This is a genomic window from Streptomyces sp. NBC_01445, from assembly GCF_035918235.1.
In the GTDB taxonomy this organism is placed as follows: Bacteria; Actinomycetota; Actinomycetes; order Streptomycetales; family Streptomycetaceae; genus Streptomyces.
This window is the reverse complement of record NZ_CP109485.1, coordinates 3980299-4006888: the sequence shown is the minus strand read 5'-3', so window position 1 is coordinate 4006888 and position 26590 is coordinate 3980299. Positions and strand designations below refer to the sequence as shown.

At 71.5% G+C, this 26590-nt stretch carries 24 protein-coding genes; 10 read left to right on the top strand and 14 right to left on the bottom strand.

Features of this window, described 5'->3' with window-relative positions:
• Window positions 1-54: 54 nt before the first annotated feature.
• Together OG574_RS18060 and OG574_RS18055 are read right to left on the bottom strand one after the other, a co-directional pair.
• On the bottom strand, window positions 55-699 hold the full coding sequence (locus tag OG574_RS18060) for a response regulator transcription factor (protein WP_326778530.1): 645 nt from the start codon (window positions 697-699) through the stop codon (window positions 55-57).
• 5 nt (window positions 700-704) lie between these two features.
• Window positions 705-1898, bottom strand: coding sequence for a sensor histidine kinase (locus tag OG574_RS18055; protein ID WP_326774074.1), 1194 nt, complete (start codon window positions 1896-1898; stop codon window positions 705-707).
• A gap of 171 nt (window positions 1899-2069) precedes the next feature.
• Here OG574_RS18055 and OG574_RS18050 point away from each other — a divergent pair, with 171 nt between their 5' ends.
• Window positions 2070-2615 carry a hypothetical protein gene (locus OG574_RS18050; RefSeq protein ID WP_326774073.1) on the top strand — a complete coding sequence of 182 codons (546 nt, stop codon included), beginning with the start codon at window positions 2070-2072 and terminating at the stop codon, window positions 2613-2615.
• A 4-nt stretch (window positions 2616-2619) separates the two neighbouring features.
• On the opposite strand, the gene OG574_RS18045 is transcribed toward OG574_RS18050, so the two are convergent.
• Genes OG574_RS18045 through OG574_RS18035 form a run of 3 tightly spaced genes read right to left on the bottom strand, consistent with a single transcriptional unit; the run spans window position 2620 to window position 4749 of the window.
• Complete coding sequence (locus OG574_RS18045) at window positions 2620-3192, bottom strand: cob(I)yrinic acid a,c-diamide adenosyltransferase (RefSeq protein ID WP_100595846.1); 573 nt, start codon at window positions 3190-3192, stop codon at window positions 2620-2622.
• Between the two features lie 13 nt (window positions 3193-3205).
• Window positions 3206-3961: an ABC transporter permease gene (locus tag OG574_RS18040; RefSeq protein ID WP_326774072.1), complete on the bottom strand. Its 756-nt coding sequence runs from the start codon at window positions 3959-3961 to the stop codon at window positions 3206-3208.
• A gap of 5 nt (window positions 3962-3966) precedes the next feature.
• Window positions 3967-4749: an ABC transporter ATP-binding protein gene (locus OG574_RS18035; protein WP_326774071.1), complete on the bottom strand. Its 783-nt coding sequence runs from the start codon at window positions 4747-4749 to the stop codon at window positions 3967-3969.
• Between the two features lie 80 nt (window positions 4750-4829).
• On the opposite strand from OG574_RS18035, the gene OG574_RS18030 reads away from it, so the two are divergent.
• The 4 genes from OG574_RS18030 to OG574_RS18015 all read left to right on the top strand — a co-directional run bounded on the left by OG574_RS18030 (window position 4830) and on the right by OG574_RS18015 (window position 9758).
• On the top strand, window positions 4830-5468 hold the full coding sequence (locus tag OG574_RS18030; protein WP_326774070.1) for a TetR/AcrR family transcriptional regulator: 639 nt from the start codon (window positions 4830-4832) through the stop codon (window positions 5466-5468).
• 161 nt (window positions 5469-5629) lie between these two features.
• Window positions 5630-6478, top strand: coding sequence for a 3-hydroxyacyl-CoA dehydrogenase family protein (locus OG574_RS18025; RefSeq protein ID WP_100595843.1), 849 nt, complete (start codon window positions 5630-5632; stop codon window positions 6476-6478).
• 168 nt (window positions 6479-6646) lie between these two features.
• Window positions 6647-6970: an STAS domain-containing protein gene (locus OG574_RS18020; RefSeq protein ID WP_100595842.1), complete on the top strand. Its 324-nt coding sequence runs from the start codon at window positions 6647-6649 to the stop codon at window positions 6968-6970.
• Between the two features lie 217 nt (window positions 6971-7187).
• Entirely contained in the window at window positions 7188-9758 is a 2571-nt protein-coding gene (locus OG574_RS18015) for an ATP-binding protein (RefSeq protein WP_326774069.1), read from the top strand.
• Window positions 9759-9830: 72 nt separating this feature from the next.
• On the opposite strand, the gene nucS is transcribed toward OG574_RS18015, so the two are convergent.
• A complete protein-coding gene (gene nucS / locus OG574_RS18010; RefSeq protein WP_199841896.1) occupies window positions 9831-10502 on the bottom strand; it encodes an endonuclease NucS in 672 nt (223 codons plus the stop codon).
• A gap of 243 nt (window positions 10503-10745) precedes the next feature.
• Here nucS and OG574_RS18005 point away from each other — a divergent pair, with 243 nt between their 5' ends.
• Window positions 10746-11138: an SCO5389 family protein gene (locus OG574_RS18005; RefSeq protein WP_326774068.1), complete on the top strand. Its 393-nt coding sequence runs from the start codon at window positions 10746-10748 to the stop codon at window positions 11136-11138.
• A 99-nt stretch (window positions 11139-11237) separates the two neighbouring features.
• Here OG574_RS18005 and OG574_RS18000 read toward each other — a convergent pair whose 3' ends face one another.
• On the bottom strand, window positions 11238-12266 hold the full coding sequence (locus tag OG574_RS18000) for an LLM class flavin-dependent oxidoreductase (RefSeq protein WP_326774067.1): 1029 nt from the start codon (window positions 12264-12266) through the stop codon (window positions 11238-11240).
• 212 nt (window positions 12267-12478) lie between these two features.
• On the opposite strand from OG574_RS18000, the gene OG574_RS17995 reads away from it, so the two are divergent.
• On the top strand, window positions 12479-12820 hold the full coding sequence (locus OG574_RS17995) for an ATP/GTP-binding protein (protein ID WP_326774066.1): 342 nt from the start codon (window positions 12479-12481) through the stop codon (window positions 12818-12820).
• Window positions 12821-12834: 14 nt separating this feature from the next.
• Here OG574_RS17995 and OG574_RS17990 read toward each other — a convergent pair whose 3' ends face one another.
• The 7 genes from OG574_RS17990 to mce form a co-directional block, all read right to left on the bottom strand.
• Entirely contained in the window at window positions 12835-13692 is an 858-nt protein-coding gene (locus tag OG574_RS17990) for an ABC transporter permease (protein WP_326774065.1), read from the bottom strand.
• Complete coding sequence (locus OG574_RS17985) at window positions 13689-14870, bottom strand: ABC transporter ATP-binding protein (RefSeq protein ID WP_326774064.1); 1182 nt, start codon at window positions 14868-14870, stop codon at window positions 13689-13691. The genes OG574_RS17990 and OG574_RS17985 overlap by 4 nt, the downstream gene beginning before the upstream one ends.
• Window positions 14871-14993: 123 nt before the next feature.
• Window positions 14994-15764 carry an ABC transporter permease subunit gene (locus tag OG574_RS17980; RefSeq protein ID WP_326774063.1) on the bottom strand — a complete coding sequence of 257 codons (771 nt, stop codon included), beginning with the start codon at window positions 15762-15764 and terminating at the stop codon, window positions 14994-14996.
• 3 nt (window positions 15765-15767) lie between these two features.
• The gene (locus OG574_RS17975) at window positions 15768-16769 is read right to left on the bottom strand and encodes an ABC transporter ATP-binding protein (RefSeq protein ID WP_100595834.1); all 1002 of its coding nucleotides are present in this window, start codon (window positions 16767-16769) and stop codon (window positions 15768-15770) included.
• Window positions 16770-16843: 74 nt separating this feature from the next.
• Window positions 16844-17779, bottom strand: a complete 936-nt coding sequence (locus OG574_RS17970; RefSeq protein ID WP_100595833.1) for a cellulose-binding protein — start codon at window positions 17777-17779, stop codon at window positions 16844-16846.
• A gap of 183 nt (window positions 17780-17962) precedes the next feature.
• Window positions 17963-21952, bottom strand: a complete 3990-nt coding sequence (scy, locus tag OG574_RS17965; RefSeq protein WP_326774062.1) for a polarized growth protein Scy — start codon at window positions 21950-21952, stop codon at window positions 17963-17965.
• A gap of 247 nt (window positions 21953-22199) precedes the next feature.
• Window positions 22200-22640, bottom strand: coding sequence for a methylmalonyl-CoA epimerase (mce, locus tag OG574_RS17960; RefSeq protein WP_100595983.1), 441 nt, complete (start codon window positions 22638-22640; stop codon window positions 22200-22202).
• Window positions 22641-22777: 137 nt separating this feature from the next.
• On the opposite strand from mce, the gene OG574_RS17955 reads away from it, so the two are divergent.
• From OG574_RS17955 to OG574_RS17945, 3 genes are all read left to right on the top strand, one after another.
• Entirely contained in the window at window positions 22778-23980 is a 1203-nt protein-coding gene (locus OG574_RS17955) for an acetyl-CoA C-acetyltransferase (RefSeq protein ID WP_326774061.1), read from the top strand.
• 97 nt (window positions 23981-24077) lie between these two features.
• Window positions 24078-25034 carry a methylmalonyl Co-A mutase-associated GTPase MeaB gene (gene meaB, locus OG574_RS17950; protein ID WP_100595830.1) on the top strand — a complete coding sequence of 319 codons (957 nt, stop codon included), beginning with the start codon at window positions 24078-24080 and terminating at the stop codon, window positions 25032-25034.
• A 182-nt stretch (window positions 25035-25216) separates the two neighbouring features.
• Window positions 25217-26473 (top strand): MFS transporter, encoded by a 1257-nt coding sequence (locus tag OG574_RS17945; RefSeq protein WP_326774060.1) that lies wholly within the window; start codon window positions 25217-25219, stop codon window positions 26471-26473.
• Window positions 26474-26590: the final 117 nt, after the last annotated feature.

The window sequence follows — 26590 nt, the reverse complement described above, 5'->3', positions numbered from 1 at the left end:
TAGAAAGGTCTGGACCAACGGTCAAGGTCTAAACCAATTACAGGAATCGGCCCCTCACAGCCCCAACTCCTGCGCCAGGACGGCCGCTTGTACCCTGCTGCGCAGCTCCAGCTTCCCGAGCAGCCTGCTGACGTGCGTCTTCACCGTCGCTTCCGCCATCTCCAGACGTACCGCGATCTCCGCGTTCGACAAGCCGTCACCGAGGCAGGAAAGCACCTCCCGCTCCCGGCGCGTGAGGGTGTCGAGCCCCGCGGGCGCGGGCCCCGGCTCCGGCCGTACGGGCTTCGCCGCGAACTCCGCGATGAGCTTGCGGGTCACCGCCGGAGCGATCAGACCCTCACCGCGCGCGACCGTGCGGACACCCTCGATCAGGTCCTTCGCCTCGGTGTTCTTCAGCAGGAACCCTCCGGCGCCCGCGCGCAGCGCCCCGAAGACGTACTCGTCGAGGTCGAACGTCGTCAGGACGAGCACGTCCGCGAGTCCCTCGGAGACCACCTGACGAGTCGCCGAGACACCGTCGAGGCGCGGCATCTGGATGTCCATGAGGACGAGATCCGGCCGAAGTGCGCGCGCCATCGCCACCGCCTGCTCGCCGTCCGCCGCCTCCCCGACGACCTCGATGCCGGGGGCGCTGCCCAGGATCAGGACGAGCCCCGCCCGCACGGCGGACTGGTCCTCGGCGACAAGTACCCGGATCACTCGGGTCACTGGGACACTCCTTCGTCAGCCGGGTCGACGGGCAGCTCGGCCCTGACCTGCCAGATCTTGCTGCCGGGCCCGCTCTCGGGACCGGCCTCGAACGTGCCGCGCAGCAGCGCGGTGCGCTCGCGCATCCCGATGAGCCCGGCGCCCGAACCGGGAGCGCGCGGGCCGTCCACCTCCCCGTACGGGCTGGTCACCCGCACCGTCAGCGCTCCGTCGGTGCGGTGGACGGCCACGGTGACCGGGCCGTGCGACGCGTGCTTCAGCGCGTTCGTGAGGGATTCCTGCACGATGCGGTACGCGGCGAGCTCGATCGGCGCGGGCAGGCCGCCGACGCCGTCGCCGACGGCGAGCGTGACGTCGAGCCCGTTGGTGCGGGACTGCTCGATGAGAGCTCCGAGGCCGTCCAGCGTGGGCGCGGCGACGGGCTCGCCCTGGGAGTCACCGCTGTCGTCCCGCAGGATGCCGATGAGGCGGCGCATCTCGGCGAGGCCCTCCACGCTGTTCTCGCGGATGACGGTGAGCGCTTGCTGTGTGGTCCTCGGCTCGTCGAGCGAGAGCGCGGCCGTGGAGTGGATGGCGATCGCGGACAGATGGTTGGCGACCATGTCGTGCAGCTCGCGGGCCATCCGGGCCCGCTCGGCGACGACCGCCTGGGTGCGGTCCATCTCGGCGAGCAGCGCCGTCTGTTCGGCGCGCAGCCGCGCGGACTCGGCGGCCTCCCGGTGGCTGCGTACGAGGACACCGGTGGCCGCGGGCGCGAACGACACGAGGCCGCTGACGACCCCGATCAGGAGCGCCTCCGGTTTGCGGAACCAGGCCAGGAACCCCAGGGTCACCGCGATGGTGATCAGCGCCGTCGTCACCGGGATCCGGCGAGCGGCAGCCGGGGTGCCGTACAGGACGGCCGCGTAGACGAGGTCCGTGAACATCAGCGTCGTCGCGAGGCTGCCCGGCGTGAACTGGTCCGCGATCAGGACGAACGTGCCGAGGACGAGGGCGGTCTGGGGCGCGGTCCTGCGCAGCAGTTCCAGGCCCGCCATCGCGCAGAGCGGCACAAGGAGCCAGCCGCCGCCGAGGACCCGCCAGCCCTGACTGTTGGTCAGGCCGAGCGCCCACAGCAGGAGACCGCCGAGCAGTCCGACCACCGCGATACGGACGTCGTCGCGGTGCGGGCGGGCCAGGGGCAGGGGCATGCCCCCCATTCAATACGGCCGGACGGGGCGGCGCCTGCACCTGACGGGCGGGCCCGGGCGGCCGACGTACATCGAAGGATGCAGCCCCGTTTCGTCACCGGTGACGACGATCGCCGGGTGTGGCGGCCCGAGGCTGGAAGGAGTCCACGAACCCCTCCCGAGGAGCCCGCCGTGATCGTCACGCTGATCGTCGCCTGCGAGATCGGCTTCTGGGTGCTGCTCGCCGCGGGACTCGCCCTGCGCTACGTGGCGAAGATGCCGCGCACGAGTGTCGGCGTCCTGCTGTGCGAGCCGCTCCTGGAGGTCGTCCTGTTCATCGTCACCGCGATGGACCTCAAGAACGGTGCCGAACCGGACTGGAAACACGGTCTCGCCGCCGTCTACATCGGTTTCTCCGTGGGGCTCGGCCACTCCACCGTCAAGTGGGTGGACGCCCGGGTCGCCCACCGGTTCGCCGGGGGACCGCCCCCGGTGAAGCCGCCGAGGTACGGGGTCGCGCGCGCCGCCCACGAGTGGCGGACGGCCGCGCGCTGGATCCTCGCCTGCGCCGTCGCGCTCGCACTGCTCCAGGGCGCGATCTGGTACGTGGGCGCCGACGGGAACATCGGTTCGCTGCGGATGTGGCAGCAGAAGATGCTCTTCGTGATCGGTATCAATCTCGTGATCGCGCTGAGCTACACGCTGTTCCCGAAGAAGGCGCCCGCCGTGGAGCGTTAGGGCCTCAGCGCTCGCCGCCCGGGACCCACAGCACGTCCCCGACCGCCTTGTTCGCCGTGCGCGCCAGGATGAACAGGAGGTCGGAGAGGCGGTTCAGATACGTCGCCGTCAGCGGGTTCATCGACTCGCCGTGCACGTCGAGCGCCGCCCACGTGGAGCGCTCGGCCCTGCGGACCACGGTGCACGCCTGGTGCAGCAGCGCCGCACCCGGCGTGCCCCCGGGCAGGATGAAGGACCGGAGCTTCTCCAGCTGCTCGTTGAAGCGGTCGCAGTCCGCCTCCAGCTTGTCGACGTAGAACTGCTCGACGCGCAACGGCGGGTACTTCGGGTCCTCGACCACCGGCGTCGACAGGTCGGCGCCCACGTCGAACAGGTCGTTCTGGACCCGTACGAGGACCTTCACGACCTCCTCGTCGAGCCCGCCGAGCGCGACCGCCGTGCCGATGACGGCATTGGCCTCGTTGGCGTCGGCGTAGGCGGAGATCCGCAGATCGGTCTTGGCGGTCCGGCTCATGTCGCCGAGGGCGGTCGTGCCCTGGTCGCCGGTCCTGGTGTAGATACGCGTCAGATTGACCATGGGGTCAGCGTAGTTACGCGGCAGCCCTGCGGAAGCCACGTGTGCCGACCGTCACGGCGAGCGCCGCCAGGGCGAGGGCGACCAGGACCCCGTACAGCATGTGCGCCGTCGCGTAGTGGCCGACGTACGCGTCGCGCATCGCGTCGACCGGATAGCGGATCGGCATGAAGTGCGACAGGACGTCGAGCCAGCCGGGCGCGAGCGCCATCGGCAGCATCAGCCCGGACAGGAGCATCGCCGGCATCGACACGGCGTTGACGATCGGGCCGAACTCCTGCGGCCGGTCGACCTTCATGGCCACCGTGTACGACATGGAGCCGAGGGCCACGGTCAGGAGCGCGACGAACGCGAACCCGATGAGCACGCCGGCCAGCGGCGCCCGCAGCCCCATCACCAGTGCGGCGAGGACGAGGAGGACCGCCTGGAGGACGAACAGCGCGGCGTCGCGCAGCACCCTTCCGAGCAGCAGCGCGAGACGGCTGACCGGGGTGACGCGCATGCGCTCCACCACGCCGTGGTTCTTCTCGATGATGATCGCGAAACCGGAGAACAGGCCGCCGAAAAGCGCGAGTTGGAGCAGCAGCCCGGGCACGAGCACCTGCCAGGAGCTGCCGGCCGAGCCCAGCGGCACATCGGTGAGCAGCGGCCCGAAGAACAGCAGGTACAGCAGCGGCATCAGGGCGCCGAAGAGCATCTGGAACTTGGAGTTGAGGGTCTGGCGGGCATAGCGCCCGAAGATCAGCGCGGTGTCGGAGAGTAGGGGCTTCATGCCGGTCACACCGCCACGGGGGTCGTCGGTGCGGTCGCCGGGCCGCGCCCGGTGATCGCGAGGAAGGTGTCCTGGAGCGTCGCGTCGAGCGAGCCGCCGTACGCCAGCTTGAGTGCGCCCGGAGTGCCCTCCGCGGCCACAACTCCCTTGTCCACGACGGCGATCCGGTCCGCGAGCGCGTCGGCCTCGTCGAGGTAGTGCGTGGTGAGGAAGACGGTCGTGCCGTGCTCGTCGCGCAGTCTCCGTACGACGTCCCACAGGTCGGCGCGGCCGGCCGGGTCGAGTCCGGTCGTCGGCTCGTCGAGGAAGAGCACCTTCGGGCGATGCACGATCCCCATCGCGATGTCGAGGCGGCGCCGCTGTCCGCCGGAGAGCGCGGCGGTCCTGCGGTCGAGGAGCTCCGTGAGACCGAGGTCCTCGGCCAGCTCGCCGGCGCGCGCCACCGCCCGCGCCTTGGGCAGCCGGTACAGCCGCCCCTGGGTGACCAGTTCCTCCCGTACGGAGATGTTCGGGTCGACGCCGCCGGACTGGGCGACGTAACCGACCGCGCGGCGCACGCCTGCCGGATCGGTCGCGAGATCGCAGCCCGCGACGGTGGCGGCGCCCCCGGTGGGCGGCAGGAGCGTCGTGAGCATGCGCAGGGTCGTCGTCTTGCCCGCGCCGTTCGGGCCGAGGAGGCCGAGGATCTCGCCGGGCCGCACGGTCAGGTCGATGCCGCGCACCGCCTCGACGGGGCCGCGTGGGGTGGTGAAGGTCCGGGCCAGGCCGGACGTGCTGATGACTGCCATGCGTCCAGAAAAACAGAGTCACTGAAATTTTGCAATGTCCCCAAAATTCAAGTGAGCGCAACGAAAGCTAGACTGACCCCATGGCAGAGGGACTGCGTGAGCGCAAGAAACGGCTGGCCAGGCAGCACATCTCCGATGTGGCTACGGGCCTCTTCCTGGAGCGCGGCTTCGACGAGGTGACGATCGCCGAGGTCGCCGAAGCGGCCGACGTCTCCGTCAACACCGTCTACAACTACTTCCAGGCCAAGGAAGACCTGTTCCTCGACCGCGCCAAGGGCGGCGTGGCCCGGCTCTCCCGCTTCGTGCGCGCCCGCGACCGGGGCGAGTCCGCGGCCGAGGCTGTCCTGCGCGAGCTGCGCCGCGAAGTCGTCGCCGTGTCGCCCGAGGTCGGCCTGATCGAGGGCTACGACCGCTTCATGAAGGTCATCGAGGGGGCGGCCGGCCTGCGGGCCCGGCTCTGGTACATGCAGCAGGAGTCGCTCACGCTGCTGGAGGCGACCCTGCGCGAGGAGACCGGGGCGGACGACGACGACCCGCTGCCCGCCCTCATGGCCGGACAGATCAACTGGATCCACACGACGCTGCTCTCCCGCATCGCCGCCGAGATGATCAAGGCAAGACCGGCAGGGGAGGTGTCCCGCGAAGCGCTCGGCCTGCTCGACGAGATGGAGGGTCTCCTGGGCGAGCCGGTGCTCAACTACGCCGCACGCGACGCCTGATGGCCCGTCCGGTGTGATGTCCGTCATTCGAGACGTGACGCGCATTACTTCGCGGCCCCACGACCCCTCACGAACGCTAATGTCCGCCGGAGAGATACGTGAACAGCGGTTAGCGGTCAGTTGCAAGTGGTACGCGGTCAGCGGGTAAGGGGAGTCGCACAGTGGCAGGGAAGCTCGCCGTCATCGGAGCCGGACTCATGGGGTCCGGAATCGCCCAGGTCTCGGCGCAGGCGGGCTGGGACGTCGTCCTGCGCGACGTCACCGACGCCGCCCTGGCCCGTGGCACCGACGGCATCAAGGCCTCGTACGACAAGTTCGTGAGCAAGGGCAAGCTGTCCGCGCAGGACGCCGAGGCCGCGCTCGCCCGCATCACCACGACCACCGATCTGGACGCGGTCGCCGACGCCGACATCGTCGTCGAGGCCGTCTTCGAGAAGCTCGAGGTCAAGCACGAGATCTTCCGCGCGCTCGACAAGATCGTCCGCGAGGACGCCGTGCTCGCCTCGAACACCTCCGCCATCCCGATCACCAAGATCGCGGCGGTCACGGAGCACCCGGAGCGCGTCGTCGGCGCCCACTTCTTCTCGCCGGTCCCGATGATGCAGCTGTGCGAGCTGGTCCGCGGCTACAAGACGAGCGACGAAACGCTCGCCACCACGCGGGAGTTCGCCGAGTCGGTCGGCAAGACCTGCATCGTCGTCAACCGCGACGTCGCCGGCTTCGTGACCACGCGGCTCATCTCGGCCCTCGTCGTCGAGGCCGCCAAGCTGTACGAGTCGGGCGTCGCCACCGCCGAGGACATCGACATCGCCTGCAAGCTCGGCTTCGGCCACGCGATGGGGCCGCTCGCCACCGCCGACCTCACGGGCGTCGACATCCTGCTGCACGCCACCAGCAACATCTACACCGAGTCCCAGGACGAGAAGTTCGCCCCGCCCGAGCTGATGCGCCGGATGGTTGACGCCGGTGACATCGGGCGCAAGAGCGGGCAGGGGTTCTATAAGCACTGATCTCTCGTCACCCCTTGGGTAACCCCACGGGGTGAATTCGGTATCGGTTCGCTTACAGACGGCAACTTCTGCGCCCCCGTGCCAGTCAGTTGCAGTGACATACCCAGATCGCCGTACGACACAGAGACCACTGGAATCACGGCACACAAGCACTCTCGGGGAGCGCATATGTACATCAGGGGCGACCACGCCGGGCTGGTCGTCGGGGGCCGCCTCGACGTCCGCAGCGCGGCGGACGCCCGTACGGTCCTGCACACGGCCCTCGACGACGGCGTCGGCGACCTGCTGCTCGATCTGTCAGAGCTGGACTCGTGGGACGCGACGGGTCTCGGCGTCATCATGGGCGCCCACCGGCGGGCCGGACGCTGTGGCCGCAGACTGGTGTTGCGGGGCGTGCCGCCCCAGATGCAGCGCCTCCTGGTGGCGACGCGGCTGCACCGGATCCTCGCCATCGAGGGCGGCATCGGGGTCGAATCGCTGCCCAGGGTGTGAATCGGGCGTTCCGGTATGCAGCACCCACAATCCTCACGAGACTGTGACGTCTCGGACGGCACGGTACCCCGGCTGTTCGGAGATACTGACCCAGGTCTAGGGTTCGGTCGCCCGCGGATTGACGGACCCTCTCGCGGGCACCGGACCAGAAGCGACAGCGCAGTGTGCACAGGCCGGGAGGGGCACCGGCACACCACGCTTTTGGGGGGCTTTGACCATGGACCCGATGAACCGGGGACCGGAAGACTTCGGGCACGATCCGTACGGCGGGGATCCCTACGACCGCGCGAACCGTGGCCACCACGACGACGAGAGCGACACCCAGGCGAGCCGCCCGCGCCCGCCCAGGGATCCCCTCACTCCTGACTTCGGCCAGCCCTCACAAGGGCTCGCCCGCACCGTGCAGCTCGTGTCCGGCGACTTCCTGCTCACCGTCAATCCCGTCGACGGCAGCGAGATCGAGCCGTGCCCGCCGGGGGAGCGGCCGGGACGGCCCGTCAAGTACGCACCGGCGGAACGCGCCGACATGGCCCGCGCCGCACGTCCGCCGCTGCCGGCCGGACCCCCGCTGCCCCGACTGCCGCTCCTCGAGCGTCAGGAGGAGCGTGAGCGCCTCGTCCGGCTCCTCGCGCGCGGGCGCTCCGTGCGGCTCACCGGACCCTCGGGCTCCGGGCGCACCGCGCTCCTCGACACCGTCGCCGAGGACTGCGCGGACGTTGCGCCCGACGGCGTCGTCCGGCTCTCCGGACACCGCCGCTCGTCGAACGACCTGCTGTACGACCTCTTCGCGGTCGTGTACAACGCGCCGCTGCACCGGCCCGACCGGGCCCTGCTCCTCGAACTCGTCCACGACATCGGCGCCGTCGTCGTCCTCGACGACCTCGAGTTCGGCGGCGCCGCGCTCGACGAGCTCCTCGAAGCGACGCCCGAGTGCGCCTTCCTGGTCGCGGCCACGCCCGAGGTCGCGGCGCCGTCCGCCGACTCGCACCTCGAAGAGGTCTTCCTCGGCGGCCTCGGCCGCGGTGGCGGGCTCGAACTCCTGGAGCGGTCCGTGGGCCGCGTCCTCACGGACGAGGAGGCGAACTGGGCCGGCGACCTCTGGTTCGAGTCGGAGGGGCTCCCGCTGCGCTTCGTGCAGGCCGGCGCGCTCCTGCGCCAGCGCGACCAGCTGCGCGCCGACCCGAACGTCTTCGACGAGTTCGGCTACTTCGGAGGCCCCGGCGCCCCGCCCGTAGACGCGCCCTTCGACGCCGAGGACGGCCACGACGTGCCGCTGCCCTCGCTCGCCGACGGCGCCGCGCCCGCGGCCCTGCTTGCGTCCCGGCTCAGCGAATCGGCCCGCGCCACCCTGCGGTTCGCGGTCGCGCTCGGCGGCGAGATACCGCACCAGGCCCACCTGCCCGCCCTCGTGGGCGACACCCACGCCGACGCGGCCCTCGCCGAACTCGTCGGCTGCGCCCTCGTGACACCGGTCGGCGGCCGCTACCGCCTGGCCTCCGGCGTGTACGACCAGCTGGCGACCGCGGGATACGCCGACGACACCGGTGGCCACGCGCACACCGCCGCGCAGCACTACGCGTGGTGGGCCGGGCATCCCTCGGTCGGGCCCGAGCGGGTCGCGGCCGAGGCCGACGCCCTGCTCGCCGCACTGACCGTACTGGTCCCCGGCACGACGCCGGCCGGGCCGGACGAGGAGGGCAGCGTCGCGGTGCTGCTCGCCCGTACCGCCGCGCCCGCGTTCGCCGCCGGGCTCAGCTGGACGGTCTGGGAGCGGTGCCTGCGGTCCGGACAGGAGGCCGCGCGGCTCTCCGGCGACGTGGCGGAAGAGGCCTATTTCCACCACGAGTTGGGCATCCTCGCGCTGCTCGGCGGGCAGCTCGACCGAGCCCGCGCCGAGCTGGAGGCCTCCATCGCCCTGCGCGGCGCGCTGGCCGACAAGCGGGGCACCATCGCGGGCCGCCGCGCCCTCGCCCTGGTCGCGGACCGCTCCGGCGGCGCGCTCCCCGGCGGGCGTACGGCGGCGGGCGAAGAGGTCCCCGCCGCGCGCTACGAGGAGTCGGCGTCGCCCCCCGGCGGGGTGCCGGCCGCGTTCGCGCTGCCCGCGCCGCCCCCGGAACCCGACACGCTGGTCTCCCGGCAGGCCGGGCCCGGCCCCGGCGGCAAGCCCGGCGGGGCCCGTCTTGCCGTCATCACCGGCACGCGGCGCAACCTCGTGGCCGCGGGCGCCGGAGCGCTCCTCGCGGCCGTCCTCGGCACCGTCGTGACGCTCGGCGCCACGTCGAACAACGAGACCCCGTCCGACAGCGTCAATGTGAACCCGTCGGCCTCGCAGGGCGAGGACGGCGGCGGCATCGGCGCCGACCAGGCGGACCAGGGCGGCGACGACGCGGGCTCCACGCAGCGGCCCGCCGACCCGGGCAAGGACGGCATCCCGAACACGTCGGACGACCCGACGCCCAGCACCGGGCCGTCGACCGGCGAGAGCGGCAAGCCGTCGGACAAGCCGAGCGACAAGCCCTCCGACAAGCCGTCGGACAAGCCGACCACGTCGAAGCCGCCGTCCTCCAAGCCGCCCACGTCGAAGCCCCCGACGTCGAAGCCTCCGACGTCCAAGCCCCCGACGAGCTCTCCGCCCCCGTCGTCCACCCCGCCGACCACCCCGCCGTCGTCCCCTGACACGTCGGACTCGGCGAGCGGTCCGGCGCCGAGCGGCAGTTCCGCGATGAGCAGCCCGGCGGACAGCGCGCCGGGTACGCCCGGCGGGCCGGACGCCTCGTCGACGATCTGACGGCCGTACGTAGGCAGCACACGACTGAGGGCCGGGTTCCTGTGAACCCGGCCCTCGGTCATGCCCGACAGGTCAGAACAGGCGGAGCTTGTCGTCCTCGATGCCGCGCAGCGCGTCGTAGTCCAGGACCGTGCAGCCGATGCCGCGGTCCGTGGCCAGGACGCGGGCCTGCGGCTTGATCTCCTGGGCGGCGAAGACGCCGCGCACCGGGGCGAGGTGCGGGTCGCGGTTCAACAGCTCGAGATAGCGCGTGAGTTGCTCCACGCCGTCGATCTCGCCGCGCCGCTTGATCTCGATGGCCACGGTCGCGCCGTCACCGTCCCGGCACAGGATGTCGACGGGCCCGATCGCCGTCGGGTACTCGCGGCGGATGAGCGTGTAGCCCTCGCCGAGCGTGTCGATCCTGTCGGCGAGGAGCTCCTGGAGGTGCGCTTCCACGCCGTCCTTGATGAGACCCGGGTCCACACCCAGTTCGTGCGAGGAGTCGTGGAGGACTTCCTCCATCGTGATGATGAGTTTCTCGCCCGCTTTGTTGATGACGGTCCAGATGCCGCTGTCGTCGCCCGTGCCCTCCTTCAGGGTGCAGGGCGGGGACATCCAGTTGAGAGGTTTGTAGGCCCTGTCGTCCGCGTGGATCGAGACGCTGCCGTCCGCCTTCACGAGGATCAGGCGGGGAGCCGACGGGAGATGGGCTGTGAGCCTGCCCGCGTAGTCCACGGAGCAACGGGCGATGACGAGACGCATGGTCGGCAACGCTACTCGACGACCGGTGGTCCACGCGATTCGCCCTGGAACTACCGGGTTCGTTATTGGCCGGTTGTGAACCGACTGTGCCTGCGATCCCCTGTTGCGGGCCCCGGACGTTGCTTAACGTATAAGCGGGAGGTCGCGACGCCTGTACGCAGCGTGTTCGTGGTCGTACGTCGTCGCGCGCTCCTTACCTGCCCGTCAGCCCCCGCTCCCCGCGGGGGTGCGAGAGGAGAACCCATGTCGCTCGACGTCTCACCGGCACTGTTGGAACAGGCCGAGCGAGGCGAGGTCGACGAAGCTGACTTCGTCGACTGCGTCCGGACCTCCCTGCCTTACGCATGGGAGATGATCAGCTCCCTGGTGGCCCAGCTGAAGGTCGACGGCGGAGATTTCGCCGACAACCAGACGCCTCCGCCGGACGAGCAGGCACGTGGGCAGCTGCTGCGTGCGCTCGCGAGTGACGCGATTCGTGGCGCGCTGCAGCGGCACTTCGGTGTACGGCTGGCCTTCCAGAACTGTCACCGCGTGGCGGTGTTCCCACAGGACCCGTCGGTGGACGGCACGCTGGCCCGCTTCACCTCGGCCCGCAACCAGCTGTTGAACCAGTCCCCGGAATTCAGGGACTGCTGACGGCCGGTTGACGGCGGAATCGGATGGTCTGCCGCTCCGTACGCGGGAGGTGCACAAGTACGGAGCGGTGGACTACGGGCCGCACGGCCGTTACGCGACTCAGCGGAGCCGGGGGAGTACCTCGGCGCCCAGCCTGCGCACGTTCTCCTCGGTGGCCGCGAGATCTCCGGAGCCCTCGACGAGCAGCGCGAAGCGCGTGATGCCCGTGCGCTCCGAGGTCGCCGCGAGCCGGTCGGCGCACTGCCCGGGAGTCCCCACCGGGTGCAGCCCGCACAGCAGTTCCGTGTACGCGGCCGGGTCCCGCATGGACCGCGTGCGGCCGTCCACCGTCACATGGGCGTCGAGCCCCTGCTTCAGCCAGCCGGGCATCGCCTTGAGGAGCGTCTCCCGAGCCTGCGCCGTCCGGTCGCCGATCTGGGCCACTCCGGCCGAGACGTGCGCCGCGGCGTGGATCTCCTCCGGGCTGCGGCCGAAGGCCCGCGCGTGCGAGCGCCACAGGGAGACCATCTCGGCCTTCTCCTCGTCCCCGGAGTGCATGCCGAGCAGCATCGGAAGGCCGCGCTCGGCCGCGAGCCGCACGCTGTTCGGCGAGGTGCAGGCGACCACCACCTCGGGGCCGTCGGGGGAGTCGAGCGCCTCGTCGGGGCGCGGGACCACGGCGACCTCGCGGAAGGCGAACCGTTCCCCCTGGGCCTCGACGCGGGGCTCGCGCAGCCAGCGCAGCAGCAGGTCCAGGGACTCCGGGAACCCTTCCTCGTACGCCTCGATGCCCGAGCCGAAGACCTCCAGGTCCACCCAGGGGCCGCCGCGGCCGACGCCGAGCGAGAAGCGGCCGCCGGACGTCAGGTGCAGCAGGGCCGCCTGCTCTCCGAGGGCGACCGGGTGGGCGGTCGGCAGCACGCTGACCGCAGTGCCGACGCGGATGCGCCGGGTGCGGCCGAGCAGTAACGCCGCGAGCGTCACCGCGGACGGACAGGTGCCGTACGGCACGAAGTGGTGCTCCGCCAGCCAGACCGAGTCGAGCCCGGCCTCCTCGGCCGTCTCGGCGGACCGCACCGCCCGGTGCAGCGCCTCCCCCTGCCCCTGGCCGGGGAACTGGGCCGCCAGTACAAAAGTTCCTACGCGCATCGCACTCCTGCCTTTCTTGGCGCCGACGCGGCACTCCCCCAAGGGCATTAACGGCTGACAAGTGCCAAGGGCACGGCTTGCCAGGGAGATTGGCAGATTTTCCGGAGAACTCATGAGGTTGACGTTGTGCGGGTACCCGAGAGGCGTCCGCGTACGCTGGACGTGTCCCCAGTCCCTGTGCAGGCACCTGTACAAGTCCTAGAGGAGAGCCGGTGTCCCCGCGCCGAAACCAGTCGTCGCCCCGTCGCGGCGGCCGACCGTCCAGCCAGGCACCGGACGAGGAGCAGGGCAGCCGCTACGGCGGATTCGAGCGTACGGAGAGCTGGCAGGGCGAGGAGTGGAGCGTACGCCAGGTCGCGGGCGCGAGCGCCGCAGGCAAGACGTACCGGTGCCCCGGCTGCGACCAGGAGATCCCCTCCGGGGTCGCGCACGTGGTGGCCTGGCCCGCGTACTCGGGCGTGGACGAGCGCCGGCACTGGCACAAGGCCTGCTGGAACGCGAAGGACCGCCGCACCACACGGGTGCAGCGGTCCAGGAACGCGCCTCGTTACTAGGCACTGACGGCGCCCTACACGTCGCGCCGCTCCAGCAGTACGAACGCGCCGACCACGGCCGCGGCCGTGACGCCGACGAGCAGCCACACCTGGGACCCGCCCGTGCTCCCGCCGTCCGCACCGAAGATCTTGGCGAGGGCGTTGATGGCGTTGTACTCCTGCATCTTCTCGCCGAGCGTCCGCGTGCTGCGCGAGATCATCAGGAAGACCGGCAGGATCGACGGCAGCAGCACGATGCCGAGCATCGCGGTGATCGCGCCCGCCGAGTGCCGCAGCATGGAGCCGACGGCGAGGCCGAGGACCCCGAGCAGGGACACGTAGAGCCCGCCCTTGAGGACCGTGCCGCCCCAGCTCAGGTCGCCCGCCTCGGGGCCGCTGTGCATCGACGACGTGAGCAGGCCCACCAGGAGGATGGAGCCCGCGGAGACCACGAACGAGACCGCGAAGAACACCAGGATCTTGGCGGCGAAGACGCGGTAGCGCTGCGGCGACGCGGTGAACGTCGTGCGGATCATGCCGGTGCCGTACTCCGACGAGGTCACGAGAACGCCCAGCGTGATCAGGCAGATCTGGCCGAGCAGCAGCCCGATGAAGGCCGGGAACGTGAACGGCAGGTCCTGGTAGTTGAGGTCCTCGGTCTGCGCGGAGACGAACAGGCCGCCGCCGAGGACCAGGAACAGGAAGATGCCGAGCGTCCAGATCGTGGAGCGCACGGACTTGATCTTCGTCCACTCCGAGGCGAGCGCGTGCCCCAGGTGCGTGCGGGTGACCGGGATGGGCGAGGTGTACGAAGTGCCGGGCGCGCCCTGCCAGTTGGGCGTGCTCTGCTGGGCGTAGGCCTGCGGAGCCGGCTGCGGGGGCGGCGTCGTCATCGGGGGTCCTCGGGCTTGTTCAGGTCGGCGGGGACAGGGGCTGCGGGGGCCGGGGCCGCGGGCGCGGCAGGCGGCTGCTGCGGCGGCGCGGCGTACGGGTTCGGCCCGCCGGGCGCGGCCTGCGGCGGGGCGAACGGCTGACCGCCCTGCTGGGGCGGCGGCGGCGCGTACCAGTCCGGCTGGCCCTGGCCGGGCGCGGGGAACTGCTGCTGCGGCATCGCGCCCGGCGGGAGCTGCTGCTGAAGACCGGCACGCTGGTCGACGGTCGAGCGGTAGTCGACGGCGCCCTGCGTCATCCGCATGTACGCCTCCTCCAGCGAGGCCTGGTGCGGCGAGAGCTCCCACAGGCGTACGTCGGCGCCGTGCGCCAGGTCGCTGATGCGGGGAAGCGGCAGGCCCATGACGCGCAGCGCGCCGTCCTGCTCGGGCAGCACCTGGCCGCCGGCCTCGGTCAGCGCCGCCGTCAGCTTCTCGCGCTGCTGCGGCTCCGTCTCGGGCGTGCGCACCCGCGCGAAGTCGGCCGAGTTGTGCGAGATGAAGTCCCGCACGCTCATGTCGGCGAGGAGCTGGCCGCGGCCGATGACGATCAGGTGCTCGGCGGTCAGTGCCATCTCGCTCATCAGGTGCGAGGAGACGAAGACCGTACGGCCCTCGGCGGCGAGCGACTTCATCAGGTTCCTGACCCAGAGGATGCCCTCCGGGTCGAGGCCGTTGACCGGCTCGTCGAAGAGGAGCACCTGCGGGTCGCCGAGCAGCGCGGCCGCGATGCCGAGGCGCTGGCCCATGCCGAGCGAGAAGCCCTTGGAGCGCTTCTTCGCCACGTCCTGGAGGCCGACGACGCCGAGCACCTCGTCCACGCGGCGGGCCGGGATGCCGGACAGCTGCGCGAGGCAGAGCAGGTGATTACGGGCGTGCCGGCCGCCGTGCACCGCCTTGGCGTCGAGCAGTGCGCCGACCTGGCGCGGGGCGTTGGGGAGCTTGCGGTACGGGTAGCCGCCGATCGTCACCTGGCCCGTCGTCGGCTGGTCGAGACCCAGGATCATGCGCATGGTCGTCGACTTGCCGGACCCGTTCGGACCCAGGAAGCCGGTCACGGTGCCCGGCCGGACCTGGAAGGAAAGGTTGTACACGGCTGTCTTGGCGCCGTAGCGCTTCGTCAGGCCGACTGCCTCGATCATTCTCCGCACCCATCGAAAGGTTCAGGACATCGGGGCACGCGCCCCCGTAAGGGTTAGGAGGATATCGGGGCGCTGACGGTTCCGGCCAAGACAAGGCAAAGCCCCTGGGCCTGCCCGCGGCCCCTACGCGTCCCGCTTCTTGAGGAGCACATATCCGAAGATCAGGGCCAGGACCACCCAGATCACCATGATGCCGAGGCCGCCCCACGGCCCGTACGGGGTGTCGTCGTCGATCGGCGTCACCACCTGCATGATCTTGCTGCCGGCCTGGTCGGGCAGGTACCGGCCGATCTTCTTCGTCGCCGAGACGTTGCCCAGGATGTTGGAGATCAGGAAGAAGAACGGCATCAGGATGCCGAGCGACAGCATCGGGCTGCGCAGCATCGACGCGACACCCATCGAGAACATGGCGATGAGGGTCATGTAGAGGCCGCCGCCGATGACCGCGCGCAGGACGCCCGGGTCGCCGATCTGCGCCCGGTACTCGCCGAGGACGGCCTGCCCGAGGAAGAACGCGATGAAGCTCGTGGCGAGGCCCACGACGAACGCCAGGACGGTGGCCACGGCGACCTTGCTGAACAGGAACGTGCCGCGCTGGGGGACCGCGGCGAGCGAGGTGCGGATCATCCCGGTGCTGTACTCGTTCGAGACGACGAGGACGCCGAAGACGATCATCGCGAGCTGTCCGAGACTCATCCCGGCGAAGCTGATGAACGTGGGGTCGAAGGACAGCCGCTCCTTCAGGCCCATGTTCTTGAACTCGTTCCTCGACAGGATCGAGATCAGCACGCCGAGCGCGATCGTCAGGACGGCCGCGAGGCCGAGCGTCCACACCGTCGAAGCGACGGACCTGATCTTGGTCCACTCGGACCGGAGAACCTGAGTCGTGGCCATCGGTCAGGCTCCCTTGTTCTTCGTACGGTCCCAGCCCTCGCCCCAGCCCTGCTGCTGTGTCGGCGGTGGCAGCTGGGCGGGCGGCGGCACCCCGAGCTCGTCCGTGTGCGCGTGGTACTCCACCGACTCCGCGGTGAGCTGCATGAACGCCTCCTCGAGCGAGGCCTGCTGAGGGCTCAGCTCATGCAGGGCGAGATGGTGGGCGGCCGCGAGGTCGCCCAGCTGCTCGGGGCTGACGCCGTCCACCTCGAGCGTGCCGTTGCCTGCCTCCACGACGGTGATCCCTGCCTCGTGCAGCACATCGAGGAGCCGCTCCTGCTGCGGCGAGCGCAGCCGCACGTACGAGCGGGAGTTCTGCTGGATGAAGTCGGACATCGAGGTGTCGGCGAGGAGGTGGCCCTGGCCGATGACGACGAGGTGATCCGCGGTCAGCGCCATCTCGCTCATCAGGTGCGAGGAGACGAAGACCGTACGGCCCTGGCCGGCGAGCGACTTCATCAGATTGCGGATCCAGTGGATGCCCTCGGGGTCGAGCCCGTTGACGGGCTCGTCGAACATCAGGATCCGCGGGTCGCCGAGGAGCGCGCCCGCGATGCCGAGGCGCTGGCCCATACCCAGCGAGAAGCCCTTCGCCTTCTTCCTGGCGACGGGCGTCAGACCCACCGTGTCGAGGACCTCGACGACACGGGTGCGCGGGATGCCGTTGCTCTGCGCCAGGCACAGCAGGTGGTTGTAGGCGCTGCGGCCGCCGTGCATGGCCTTGGCGTCGAGGAGCGCGCCGATGTACCGCAGCGGGTCCTTCAACTGCGCGTAGTGCTTCCCGTCGATGCGTACGTCGCCTGCTGAGGGGTTGTCGAGACCGAGCATCATCCGCATCGTCGTGGACTTGCCGGCACCGTTGGGGCCGAGGAAGCCCGTGACGATGCCCGGTCTGACGGTGAACGTGAGGTTGTTGACGGCCAGCTTCTCGCCGTAATGCTTGGTCAGCCCCTCGAGCTCGATCATGCGGCAACGCTAGAACGGGACAAAGCCCCCTGCCACTGGAGCGGCAAGGGGCTTCGGTGTCCGACTTCGGTGGTTCAGCGGGTCTGCTGGGCGGGAACCCCACGCGAGATCGGCTCGTCCTCCGCGGGCGCGCCCGCGGCGGCGACGGCCGCACCGGTGAGCGTCGCCAGCATCTCGCGCACGTTGGTGAGCTGCGCGTTGATGGAGTCGCGGCGGTTCGTCAGCGCGGCGAGCTCGCGCTCCGATTCCGAGCGGATCCGGTCGGCCTTGGCGTTGGCGTCGGCCACGATGTCCTCGGCCTGGCGCTGCGCGGTCTCCACCGTCTGGCGGGCGCGGCGCTCGGCGTCGGTGCGCAGCTTCTCGGCCTCCAGGCGGAGCTGCTCCGCGCGGTGCTCGATCTCCGCGAGACGCTTCTCGGCCTTCGCCTGACGCGAGGCCAGGTCGCGCTCGGACTGCTCGCGGCGCTTCGCCAGGTTCGTCTCGAAGTCCGCGGCGGCCTGGGCGGCCTTGGCGCGGGTCTCCTCGAAGAGGGCGTCCGCCTCCTCACGCTTCGACTGAGCGTCCTTCTGGGCCTCGGCGCGCAGCGTGCCCGCTTCGCTCTTGGCCTTCTCGACAATCCGGACGCCTTCGTCCTCGGCCTTGGACTTGCGCTCCGCAGCGAACGATTCTGCGTCGTTGCGCACCTGCTGGGCCGCCGACTCGGCGAGCTCGCGGTGCTGCTCGGCGGCGCGCCGGGCCTCCTCGCGCAGGTCCTTCGCCTCCTCCTCGGCGAGGCGGAGGATCTTCTCGACGCGCGCGCCGAGGCCGGCGTACGACGGCTCGGCGTCGTTCACCTGCGCCTGGGCGTTCTGCGTCTCGAGGTGGAGCTCCTCGATGCGCTTTTCCAGAGCAGTGATACGAGCGAGAGCGCTGTCACGGTCGGAGACGAGCTTGGAAATGCGTTCGTCCACCTGAGCGCGGTCGTACCCACGCCGCACAAGCTCGAAGCCGTAGGGGGAAGTGTCGCTCATGGGGTTCCTGTCGAATGAGACCGGTGAGGTGATAGGGGGAATCCTAGGGGTCAAAGCGGCGTGTCATCGAGCAGATGCCCGTTTGATCTGGAGAATGACACCCCTTTTGAGTGGCTAACCGCAGGATGGCTTGCCAGCGGCAGCGCCGAAGGTCCTTACCAAGCACGCCCGTTGCCGTCCTGGCTACCCTTCCGACCCCTTGCCACCCGATCGGGTAGCGCCCGCTGCGGCTCCCGCCTTGACAGCGCCCTCCTTGGTCCCGCCGCCGGCGGACGGGGCCTCGAAGGACTCCAACGCCTCCAGGACGTCCTGGACGCGGGAGATCTCGGCGTTGATGTCCTCGCGGCGGCGGACCAGGACCTCCAGCTCGCGCTTGCCCTCGTCGACCGTGCGCTCCGCCTCCGCCTGCGCCTCGGACAGGACACGCTCGGCCTCGCGGGTCAGCTCGGTCTTCTTCGCCCCGGCCTCCTTGAGCAGACCCTCGGCCTTCTTCACGGCGGCGATCCGGACCTTGCTCGCCTCCGAACCCGCCTCCGCAACCATCTCCTTGGCCTTCGCCTGCGCCTCGGCGAGCTGCTCCTCGGCGGCCTTCACCAGCGCGTCGCACCGCTCGCCGGCCGTCTTCATGGCCTCGGCGGACTCGCGCCGCGCCCGGTCGTGCAGTTCGTCGATCTCGCCGGTGATGCGCTCGCGCAGCTCCTCGGCGCGCTCCCTGATCGCCGTCGCGTCGCGGCGCGCGCCGACGAGCAACTCGTCCGCGTCCGTACGGGACTTCTCCACCAGGGAGTTGCCCTCGACGGTCGCCTCGGAGACCAGCCGGTCGGCCTCCTTGCGTGCCGCGCCGACCATCATGTCGGCCTGCGACTCGGCGTCCGTGGTCGCCTTCAGCGCGGACTGCTGCGCCTCGGACGTCAGCTTCTCGGCCTCCGCGCTCGCCTCCGTGATGAGCTTGTCGACCTGCTCGGCGGCCTCCGAGCGGCGCTTGTTGGCGTCCTTGCGGGTCTCGTCGAGGGTCCGCTCGGCCTCGGCGCGGGCCGCGGAGGTGAGCCGCTCGGCCTCCTCCGCCGCCTCCGCCTTGACGCGCTCCGCCTCGCTGCGGATCCGCTCGGCGTGCTGCTGCGCGGACCCGACGGTCTCGGCCGCCTCGGCGCGCAGCCGCTCGGCGTCCCCGGCCGCGTCCGCGATGAGCTTCTCGGCCTTGGCGACCGACTCGGCGCGCACCCGCTCGGCCTCGGTCGTGGCGCCGCCGACGAGCTGCTCGGCACGCGCGACGGACTCCGAACGGACGCGCTCCGCCTCGGTGTTGGTCTCGTTCGTGAGGCGCTCGGCCGCGGCCGTCGACTCGGCGCGGACGCGCTCCGCCTCGGTGTTCGTCTCGTTCGTGAGGCGCTCGGCCTCGCTCGTGGCCTCCGTGATGAGGGTGTCCGCCTGCGTCGCGGCGTCCGAACGGATCCGGTTGGCGTCCTCGCGGGCATCGGCCCGGGTGCGCGAGGCGTCCTGCTCGGCCGACGTGAGCCGCTCGGAGACCTCCGTACGGACCTGCTGGGCGTGCTCCGACGCCTCGGACCGCATCCGCTCCGACTCGGCGATCGCCTCCGAAACCGTGCGCTCCGCAAGGGACTTTGCGGCCTCCGACTCGGCGGCGGCCTCGCCGCGCATGCGGTTGGCGTCGTCGGTGGCGCGCTCACGCTCCGCGTACGCGTCGGCGCGGACCCGGTCGGCCTCCTCCTGCGCCTCGCGCTTGGTGCGCTCGGACGCGTGCTCCGCGGCGCTGCGCAGGCCCGCGATCTCCTCCTGCGCCTGCTCCTGGAGCCCGGACACGGAGTCGCGCACCTGCTGCGCGGTCTGCTCGGCGGCGCCGACCATCTCGGTGGAGCGCCGGTCGGCCTCCTCCACGAGACGTACGGCCTCTGCCTGCGCCTCCTCGACACGGGCGCGGGCGACCGCGAGGAGTTCCTCGCTCTGCTCGCGGGCCCGCTCGCGCTCCTGGTCGGCCTCCTGGCGGGCGGAACCGAGGGTCTCCTCGGCCTCGCGGCGCCGCCTGGCGGCCTCCTCCTGGGCGGCGGTGAGCGCCTCGGCGGCCTCCGTGGCGACCCGCTCGGCCGCTGCCGCGGCCTCCGCGCGCACCCGGTCCGCGCTCTCCTGAGCCTCCGACTTGAGCCGCTCGGCCTCGGCCGCGGCCTCGGACCGCAGCCGTACGGCGACGTTCTCCGCCTCCGCGCGGGTCCCGGACGCGTCCGCCGCGGCCTCCGTGCGCAGCCGGTCGGCCTCCGTCTCGGCCTGCGCCTGGAGCGTACGGATCCGCTCTGCGGCCTCGGCGCGCAGCCGCTCCGTCTCGTCCGCGGTCTCGCGGCGGATGCGCTCCGACTCGGCCCGCGCGTCGGTGAGCGCGGTCTCGGACGCCGTCAGGCGCTGCTCGGCCTCGGTGTGCAGCCGGGTCAGCTCGTCGGCGGCCTCCGACTGACGGGCAGCGACGGCGCGCTCGGTGTCCTCGCGCAGCTCCTGCGCGGCCCGCTCGGCCTCCGTCTTGGTGGCCTCGGCCTGCTCGGCGGCCTCCTCGCGGTGCCGCTCGGCCTCGGCGCGGGTGCGCTCCAGGGTCTCCTCGGCCTGCTTGCGCAGGTTCGTGGCGCGCTCGATGGCCTCGGTGCGGACCCGCTCACTCTCGGTCTGCGCACCGGCCCGCAGCTCGTCCGCGTCCGCCTTCGCCTTGGCGAGCAGCTCCTCGGCGGTCCTGGCCGCCTCCTCGATCTGCTGGACGGCCTCGCGCCGCGCCTCGCTGCGGATGCGCTCGCCCTCGTCGACCGCCTCGGCCCGCAGCTGCTCGGCCTCGCCGCGCAGCCGTCGCGCCTCCTCCTGGAGCTCGACGGTCTTGGCGCGGTAGTCCTTGGTGTCGTCCTTCGCGGCGCCCTTGAGCTGCTCCGCGATGTCGTGCGCCTCGCCACGCAGCCGGTCCGCCTCGGCCTCGGCCTCGCTGCGCAGCCGCTCGGCCTCCTCGGAGGCGGCCTTCGTGGTGGCCTTGGCGTCCTCGGACGCCTTGTTGAGCACCTCTTCGGCCGTACGGGCGGCCTTGGCGAGCTGGGAGGCGGTCTCCTCGGCCGTGACGTTGCGTGCCTTCTCGCCGGCCTCGGCGAGGATCTTCTCGGCCTGCTCCTTGGCGTCGGTGACGACCTGCTCGGCCTCCGACTTGGTGGACTCGGCCTCCTTGGTGGCCTCCGAGACGAGCCGGGCGACCTGCTCCTTGGCGGTGCGCGTGCGCTGCTCGTTCGCCGACTCGGCGTTCGCGAGCTGCTTGGCCGCGGAGTCCTTCGCCTCGGTGAGGACCTTCTCCGCCGACGCCCGCGCCTCGCGCAGCGCCGTGTCGGCCTCGGACAGGCGCTGCTCGGCGGCACGGCTCAGCTCGGCGGACTGGCGGCGGGCCGTGTCCGACTCGGTGGCCGTGGACGAGCGCAGCTGCTCGGCGTGGTCGGTGGCTTCCTGCGCCTGAGTCGACGCGGCGTTCAGGAGGCGCTCGGCGTCGGTACGGGCGCGGCGCAGCAGTGCCTCGGCCTCGGCGCGGGCCGTCTCGGCGTCCGACGTCAGGCGCTGGCGGGCCTCGGTGGCGACCCGCTCGGCCTCGGCGCGGGCGGCGGCGAGCGCCTGGTCGGCCTCGGCGCGGGACTCGTCGACGAGCCGGCGGGCCTGCTGCTCGCTGCGGGCGCGCAGCTGCTCGGCCCACGCCACGTTCTCGTTGACGTGTGCCTCGACGGTCTGGCGGCGCTCGGCCAGCTCCTGGTCGAGCTGCTGGCGGCGCGAGACGGCCTCGGCGTGCAGCTCGGACTGGAGCCGGGACTGCTGCTCGGCGTGCTCCTGGAGGATGCGCTGCGTCTGGGCGCGGGCGTCGCGCAGCTCGCGCTCGGCGTCGGCGCGCAGCTGGTCGGCCTGGATCTGCGCGTTACGCAGCAGCTGCTCGGCCTGGTACCCGATGTCCCCGCCGTCGTAGGCAGGACGGGACGCGAGGTTGCGGCGCGCCTCGTGCAGCTTGGCGCGCAACACCTCGACCTGGTAGCCCAGGTCCTCGGCGTGCTGGACCGCCTTCTCCCGCTCGGTCTTCAGCCGGTCCATCTCGGCTTCGAACCGCGAGAGATGGTCGGTCTCAGCCGGCCGCCGGCTGTCCTGGCTCTCGTAGCCCCGCACTGCGCGGTCCCATCCTTCCCCAAGCTCTCAACTGCGTTCAAGCAGGGGAGACCCCACTCCTGGTCGCAAGTCTCTCCGAACGAGCACCGTCCATACGCCGAACGGGGCCCCCGGGGAATGGTGTCAGATCAACGGCGGAGCATGGGCTGCTGCCCCGTCGCTCGCCCCCCGAAACCCGGACCCCGGCCCGCGGCCGTCCGTGTGACGGACGGCCGCCCCCAACCCTACCGGCCCAGATATACGGAGGTCAGTGCTCAGGTGACTCAACCGGTGCGGAAGTGACGAGTTCGGTCAGGACACCGTGGCAGTCCTTGGGGTGCAGGAAGGTGATGCGCGACCCCATCGAACCGATGCGCGGCTCGTCGTACAGGACGCGTACGCCCTTGCCCCTGATGTCCGCGGAGTCGGCGTCGACGTCCGCCGTGCCGAAGGCGATGTGGTGGACGCCCTCGCCGTTCTTGGCCAGCCACTTCCCGACCGCGGAGTCCTCCCGGGTGGGCTCGAGGAGCTGCAGGTAGGAGGCCCCGCCGTCGCTCGTCTCATTGATCTTGAGCATGGCCTCGCGCACACCCTGCTCCTCGTTCACCTCGGAGTGGAACACTTCGAAGCCATAGGTAGCGCGGTAGAACTCAACGGTCTTGTCGAGGTCGAAACAGGCGATTCCGATGTGGTCGATTCGCGTCAGCATGCTGTAAGTGCAGCGCGGTCGGAGGTGGTTACGCAACGTGCGCGCGATCACACCGTTCGGCCGGTGACGTGGGAGGTACTGCTCAGTACATTCGAGTAAACCCTCGTTCACTCCTCATCTCCAAGGGGCCGTGCCTCATGTCTGGAACGACCGGTACCACCTCAGTGATCGTCGCGGGCGCCCGTACGCCCATGGGCCGGCTGCTCGGCTCGCTGAAGTCCTTCTCCGGAGCCGACCTCGGAGGGGTCGCCATCAAGGCGGCGCTCGACCGGGCCGGGATCGGCGGAGATCAGGTGCAGTACGTGATCATGGGCCAGGTGCTCCAGGCGGGGGCAGGGCAGATCCCCGCGCGCCAGGCGGCCGTCAAGGCCGGCATCCCCATGAACGTGCCGGCGCTGACCATCAACAAGGTGTGTCTCTCGGGCCTCGACGCCATCGCGCTCGCCGACCAGCTGATCCGCGCCGGCGAGTTCGACATCGTCGTCGCGGGCGGCCAGGAGTCCATGACGAACGCGCCGCACCTGCTCCCCAAGTCCCGCGAGGGCTACAAGTACGGCGCCGTCGAGATGCTCGACGCGATGGCGTACGACGGCCTGACCGACTCCTTCGAGAACATCCCGATGGGTGAGTCGACGGAGAAGCACAACACCCGCCTCGGGATCCTGCGCCCCGAGCAGGACGAGATCGCCGCCCAGTCGCACCAGCGCGCCGCCGCCGCCCAGAAGAACGGCCTCTTCGAGGCGGAGATCACCCCCGTCGAGATCCCGCAGCGCAAGGGTGACCCGGTCCTGTTCAGCAAGGACGAGGGCATCCGCGCCGAGACGACCGCCGAGTCGCTCGGCAAGCTGCGGCCCGCGTTCACCAAGGACGGCACGATCACGGCCGGCACGTCCTCGCAGATCTCCGACGGCGCCGCCGCGGTCGTCGTCATGAGCAAGACGAAGGCACAGGAGCTCGGCCTGGAGTGGATCGCCGAGATCGGCGCCCACGGGAACGTGGCGGGGCCCGACAACTCGCTCCAGTCGCAGCCGTCGAACGCCATCCGGCACGCCCTCAAGAAGGAGGGCCTGGGCGTCGAGGACGTCGACCTCATCGAGATCAACGAGGCCTTCGCGGCCGTCGCGGTGCAGTCAATGAAGGACCTCGGCGTGTCCTCGGAAAAGGTGAACGTCAACGGCGGGGCGATTGCGCTGGGTCACCCGATCGGGATGTCCGGCGCCCGTGTCGTCCTGCACCTCGCGCTCGAGCTGAAGCGGCGCGGCGGCGGCATCGGCGCGGCCGCGCTGTGCGGCGGCGGCGGCCAGGGCGACGCACTGATCGTGCGGGTACCCAAGGCGTAACCCTTCCGCCGGTACGGATGCCGGTGCGGGTATCTGTACGTGTGCCGGGACGTACGTCGGTACGTATGTCGGACGAAACCGAGTGAACGGAGCTGTGATGCAGGACGTCTCCACCCTGGTGGCCCAGGCCAGGGAAGGCCGGCCCAGGGCCGTGGCCCGGCTGATCTCCCTGGTGGAGGGGGCGTCCCCGCAGCTGCGCGAGGTGATGGCGGCGCTGGCCCCGCTCGCGGGGCACGCGTACGTCGTCGGGCTCACCGGGTCGCCGGGCGTCGGCAAGTCCACGTCCACGTCCGCCCTGGTCAGCGCGTACCGGCGGGCCGGGAAGCGGGTCGGTGTGCTCGCCGTCGACCCGTCGTCGCCGTTCAGCGGCGGCGCCCTGCTCGGTGACCGCGTCCGCATGTCGGAGCACGCGTCCGACCCCGGCGTGTACATCCGTTCCATGGCCACGCGCGGGCACCTGGGTGGCCTCGCGTGGGCCGCGCCCCAGGCGATCCGGGTGCTCGACGCGGCCGGTTGCGACGTCGTCCTCGTGGAGACGGTCGGCGTCGGCCAGTCCGAGGTCGAGATCGCCTCGCAGGCCGACACGTCCGTGGTCCTGCTCGCCCCCGGCATGGGCGACGGGATCCAGGCGGCCAAGGCCGGAATCCTGGAGATCGGCGACGTCTACGTCGTCAACAAGGCCGACCGCGATGGCGCGGACGCGACGGCCCGCGAGCTCAACCACATGCTGGGCCTCGGCGAGTCCCGGGGCGCCGGTGACTGGCGCCCGCCCATCGTCAAGACCGTCGCCGCCCGCGGCGAGGGCATCGACGAGGTCGTCGAGGCGCTCGAGAAGCACCGGGCGTGGATGGAGGAGCGCGGTGTCCTCCAGGAGCGCCGCCTCGCCCGCGCCTCCCGCGAGGTCGAGACGATCGCCGTCACGGCCCTGCGCGAGCGCATCGCGGACCTCCACGGCGACCGGCGCCTCAGCTCGCTGGCCGAGCGCATCGTGGCGGGTGAGCTCGACCCGTACCGGGCGGCGGACTCCCTGGTGGAGGGCCTGACGGAGGCCTGAGCGGACGGTGGGGGCGGGGCTGCGCCGCGGTGTCATCCGTGGCCAACTCCCCCTCCCCGCTGCTACGTTGGACGCATGTTCCTTCTCTGTGCGTAGGGCACGACCCGGCCGCGGCCACCGTCGAACGGTGATGTCGCGGTCCTCGGCGTCCGTGTGCCCTTCGTTCTGAGGAACTCCCACCCATGTCGTCGTACGCAGCGCTTCTGCGCGTTCCCCATGCCCGCCGCACCTTCGGCGCCGCCCTGCTCGGGCGGCTCTCCTACGGGACCGTGTCCCTGTCCCTGATGCTCGCGGTGAAGTCCGCCACCGGCTCGTACGCCGTCGCGGGCACGGCCATGGCGCTCTTCGGCGCCGCGAGCGTCTTCCTCTCACCCCTGAGAGCGCTCCTCATCGACCGGTACGGGCCGCGGCGCGCGCTCCCGCCGATGACGGGGGCGTACGCGGTCCTGCTGGGCGTGCTCGCCGCACTGACCTGGCGGCCGGGGGCCTCCGGCCTGCTGCTCGGAGCGGCCGCCCTCGCCGCGGGCGCGTGCACCCCGCCCCTCGGCCCGACCATGCGGACGGTGTGGAGCGAACTCGTCGGCAGGCGCGAGGGGTTGCTGCAGCGCGCGTACAGCCTCGACGGGGTGGCCGAGGAGCTGCTGCTCGTGTCCGGTCCGCTCATCGTGGGCGTGGTCGTGCAGTTCGCCCCCGCGGCGTTCGGCGTCGCCATCAGCGCGGTTCTGGTGGCCGTGGGGACCGCCGCGTTCGTGGCGTCCCCGGCCGTACGGGGCATCGCCGGCCGGGACGCGGTCCGGCGCGGGCGGTCCGGCGGGATCTCGCCGGTGCGCGGCCTCGCGCAGCCGGTGGTCGTCGCGGTGGGGGTCGGTCTTGCCCTCGGCGCCCTCGACCTGCTCGTCCTCGCCTTCGCCGACGCCCGGCAGCACGCCGACGCCGTGGCCTGGGTGATGGCCGCGCTCTCGGCGGGCAGCGCGGTCGGCGGCCTCGCGAACGGCGCCATCTCCTGGTCCGCTCCCGCCCGCGTCCGGCTGCCGTTCCTGGCCGCGGGGCTGGCCGCCGCGCTGGGGGCGGCGGCGCTCGCTCCGGGCCTGGTGACGCTCGGCGCGGCGGCCGTCGTTGCGGGCCTCTTCGTCGCGCCCGCCCTGACGACCGCGTACCTCGTGGCGGACGAGACGGCCGGCCCGGCGTTCCGCACGCAGGCCGGGGCCTGGGTCAACACGGCGGTGAACGCCGGTATCTCGGCCGGCACGGCGGGCGCGGGCCTCCTGGTGGCCCGCCTCCCGCTCGCGGCCTGCTTCGCAGTGGCCGCGGCGGCGCCGGTCGCGGCGGCGGTGTGGGGCGTACGGGGTGTGAGGCGCGCCGCCCGTACAACGCCGGAAGCCGCGCCCGGGGACGGTGTCCCGGACGCGGCTCAGGAGACGGGCTCGGCGGCGCGCTGAACTGACGTGCGCCGAGCCGGGTTTGTCGGCGACGGACCTCAGTCTCGGAAGCCGCGCCCGGGGACGGTGTCCCGGACGCGGCTCAGGAGACGGGCTCGGCCTTGCGCTGAACCGGCG

Excerpts from the sequence above, each read along its gene's own strand:
- OG574_RS18055 (WP_326774074.1), bottom strand. The coding sequence starts at position 1,898 with ATGCCCCTGCCCCTGGCCCGCCCGCACCGCGACGACGTCCGTATCGCG.
- OG574_RS18045 (WP_100595846.1), bottom strand. The coding sequence starts at position 3,192 with ATGGTCAATCTGACGCGTATCTACACCAGGACCGGCGACCAGGGCACG.
- OG574_RS18040 (WP_326774072.1), bottom strand. The coding sequence starts at position 3,961 with ATGAAGCCCCTACTCTCCGACACCGCGCTGATCTTCGGGCGCTATGCC.
- OG574_RS18035 (WP_326774071.1), bottom strand. The coding sequence starts at position 4,749 with ATGGCAGTCATCAGCACGTCCGGCCTGGCCCGGACCTTCACCACCCCA.
- OG574_RS18030 (WP_326774070.1), top strand. The coding sequence starts at position 4,830 with ATGGCAGAGGGACTGCGTGAGCGCAAGAAACGGCTGGCCAGGCAGCAC.
- OG574_RS18020 (WP_100595842.1), top strand. The coding sequence starts at position 6,647 with ATGTACATCAGGGGCGACCACGCCGGGCTGGTCGTCGGGGGCCGCCTC.
- OG574_RS18015 (WP_326774069.1), top strand. The coding sequence starts at position 7,188 with ATGGACCCGATGAACCGGGGACCGGAAGACTTCGGGCACGATCCGTAC.
- nucS (WP_199841896.1), bottom strand. The coding sequence starts at position 10,502 with ATGCGTCTCGTCATCGCCCGTTGCTCCGTGGACTACGCGGGCAGGCTC.
- OG574_RS18005 (WP_326774068.1), top strand. The coding sequence starts at position 10,746 with ATGTCGCTCGACGTCTCACCGGCACTGTTGGAACAGGCCGAGCGAGGC.
- OG574_RS18000 (WP_326774067.1), bottom strand. The coding sequence starts at position 12,266 with ATGCGCGTAGGAACTTTTGTACTGGCGGCCCAGTTCCCCGGCCAGGGG.
- OG574_RS17990 (WP_326774065.1), bottom strand. The coding sequence starts at position 13,692 with ATGACGACGCCGCCCCCGCAGCCGGCTCCGCAGGCCTACGCCCAGCAG.
- OG574_RS17985 (WP_326774064.1), bottom strand. The coding sequence starts at position 14,870 with ATGATCGAGGCAGTCGGCCTGACGAAGCGCTACGGCGCCAAGACAGCC.
- OG574_RS17980 (WP_326774063.1), bottom strand. The coding sequence starts at position 15,764 with ATGGCCACGACTCAGGTTCTCCGGTCCGAGTGGACCAAGATCAGGTCC.
- OG574_RS17975 (WP_100595834.1), bottom strand. The coding sequence starts at position 16,769 with ATGATCGAGCTCGAGGGGCTGACCAAGCATTACGGCGAGAAGCTGGCC.
- OG574_RS17970 (WP_100595833.1), bottom strand. The coding sequence starts at position 17,779 with ATGAGCGACACTTCCCCCTACGGCTTCGAGCTTGTGCGGCGTGGGTAC.
- mce (WP_100595983.1), bottom strand. The coding sequence starts at position 22,640 with ATGCTGACGCGAATCGACCACATCGGAATCGCCTGTTTCGACCTCGAC.
- OG574_RS17955 (WP_326774061.1), top strand. The coding sequence starts at position 22,778 with ATGTCTGGAACGACCGGTACCACCTCAGTGATCGTCGCGGGCGCCCGT.
- meaB (WP_100595830.1), top strand. The coding sequence starts at position 24,078 with ATGCAGGACGTCTCCACCCTGGTGGCCCAGGCCAGGGAAGGCCGGCCC.
- OG574_RS17945 (WP_326774060.1), top strand. The coding sequence starts at position 25,217 with ATGTCGTCGTACGCAGCGCTTCTGCGCGTTCCCCATGCCCGCCGCACC.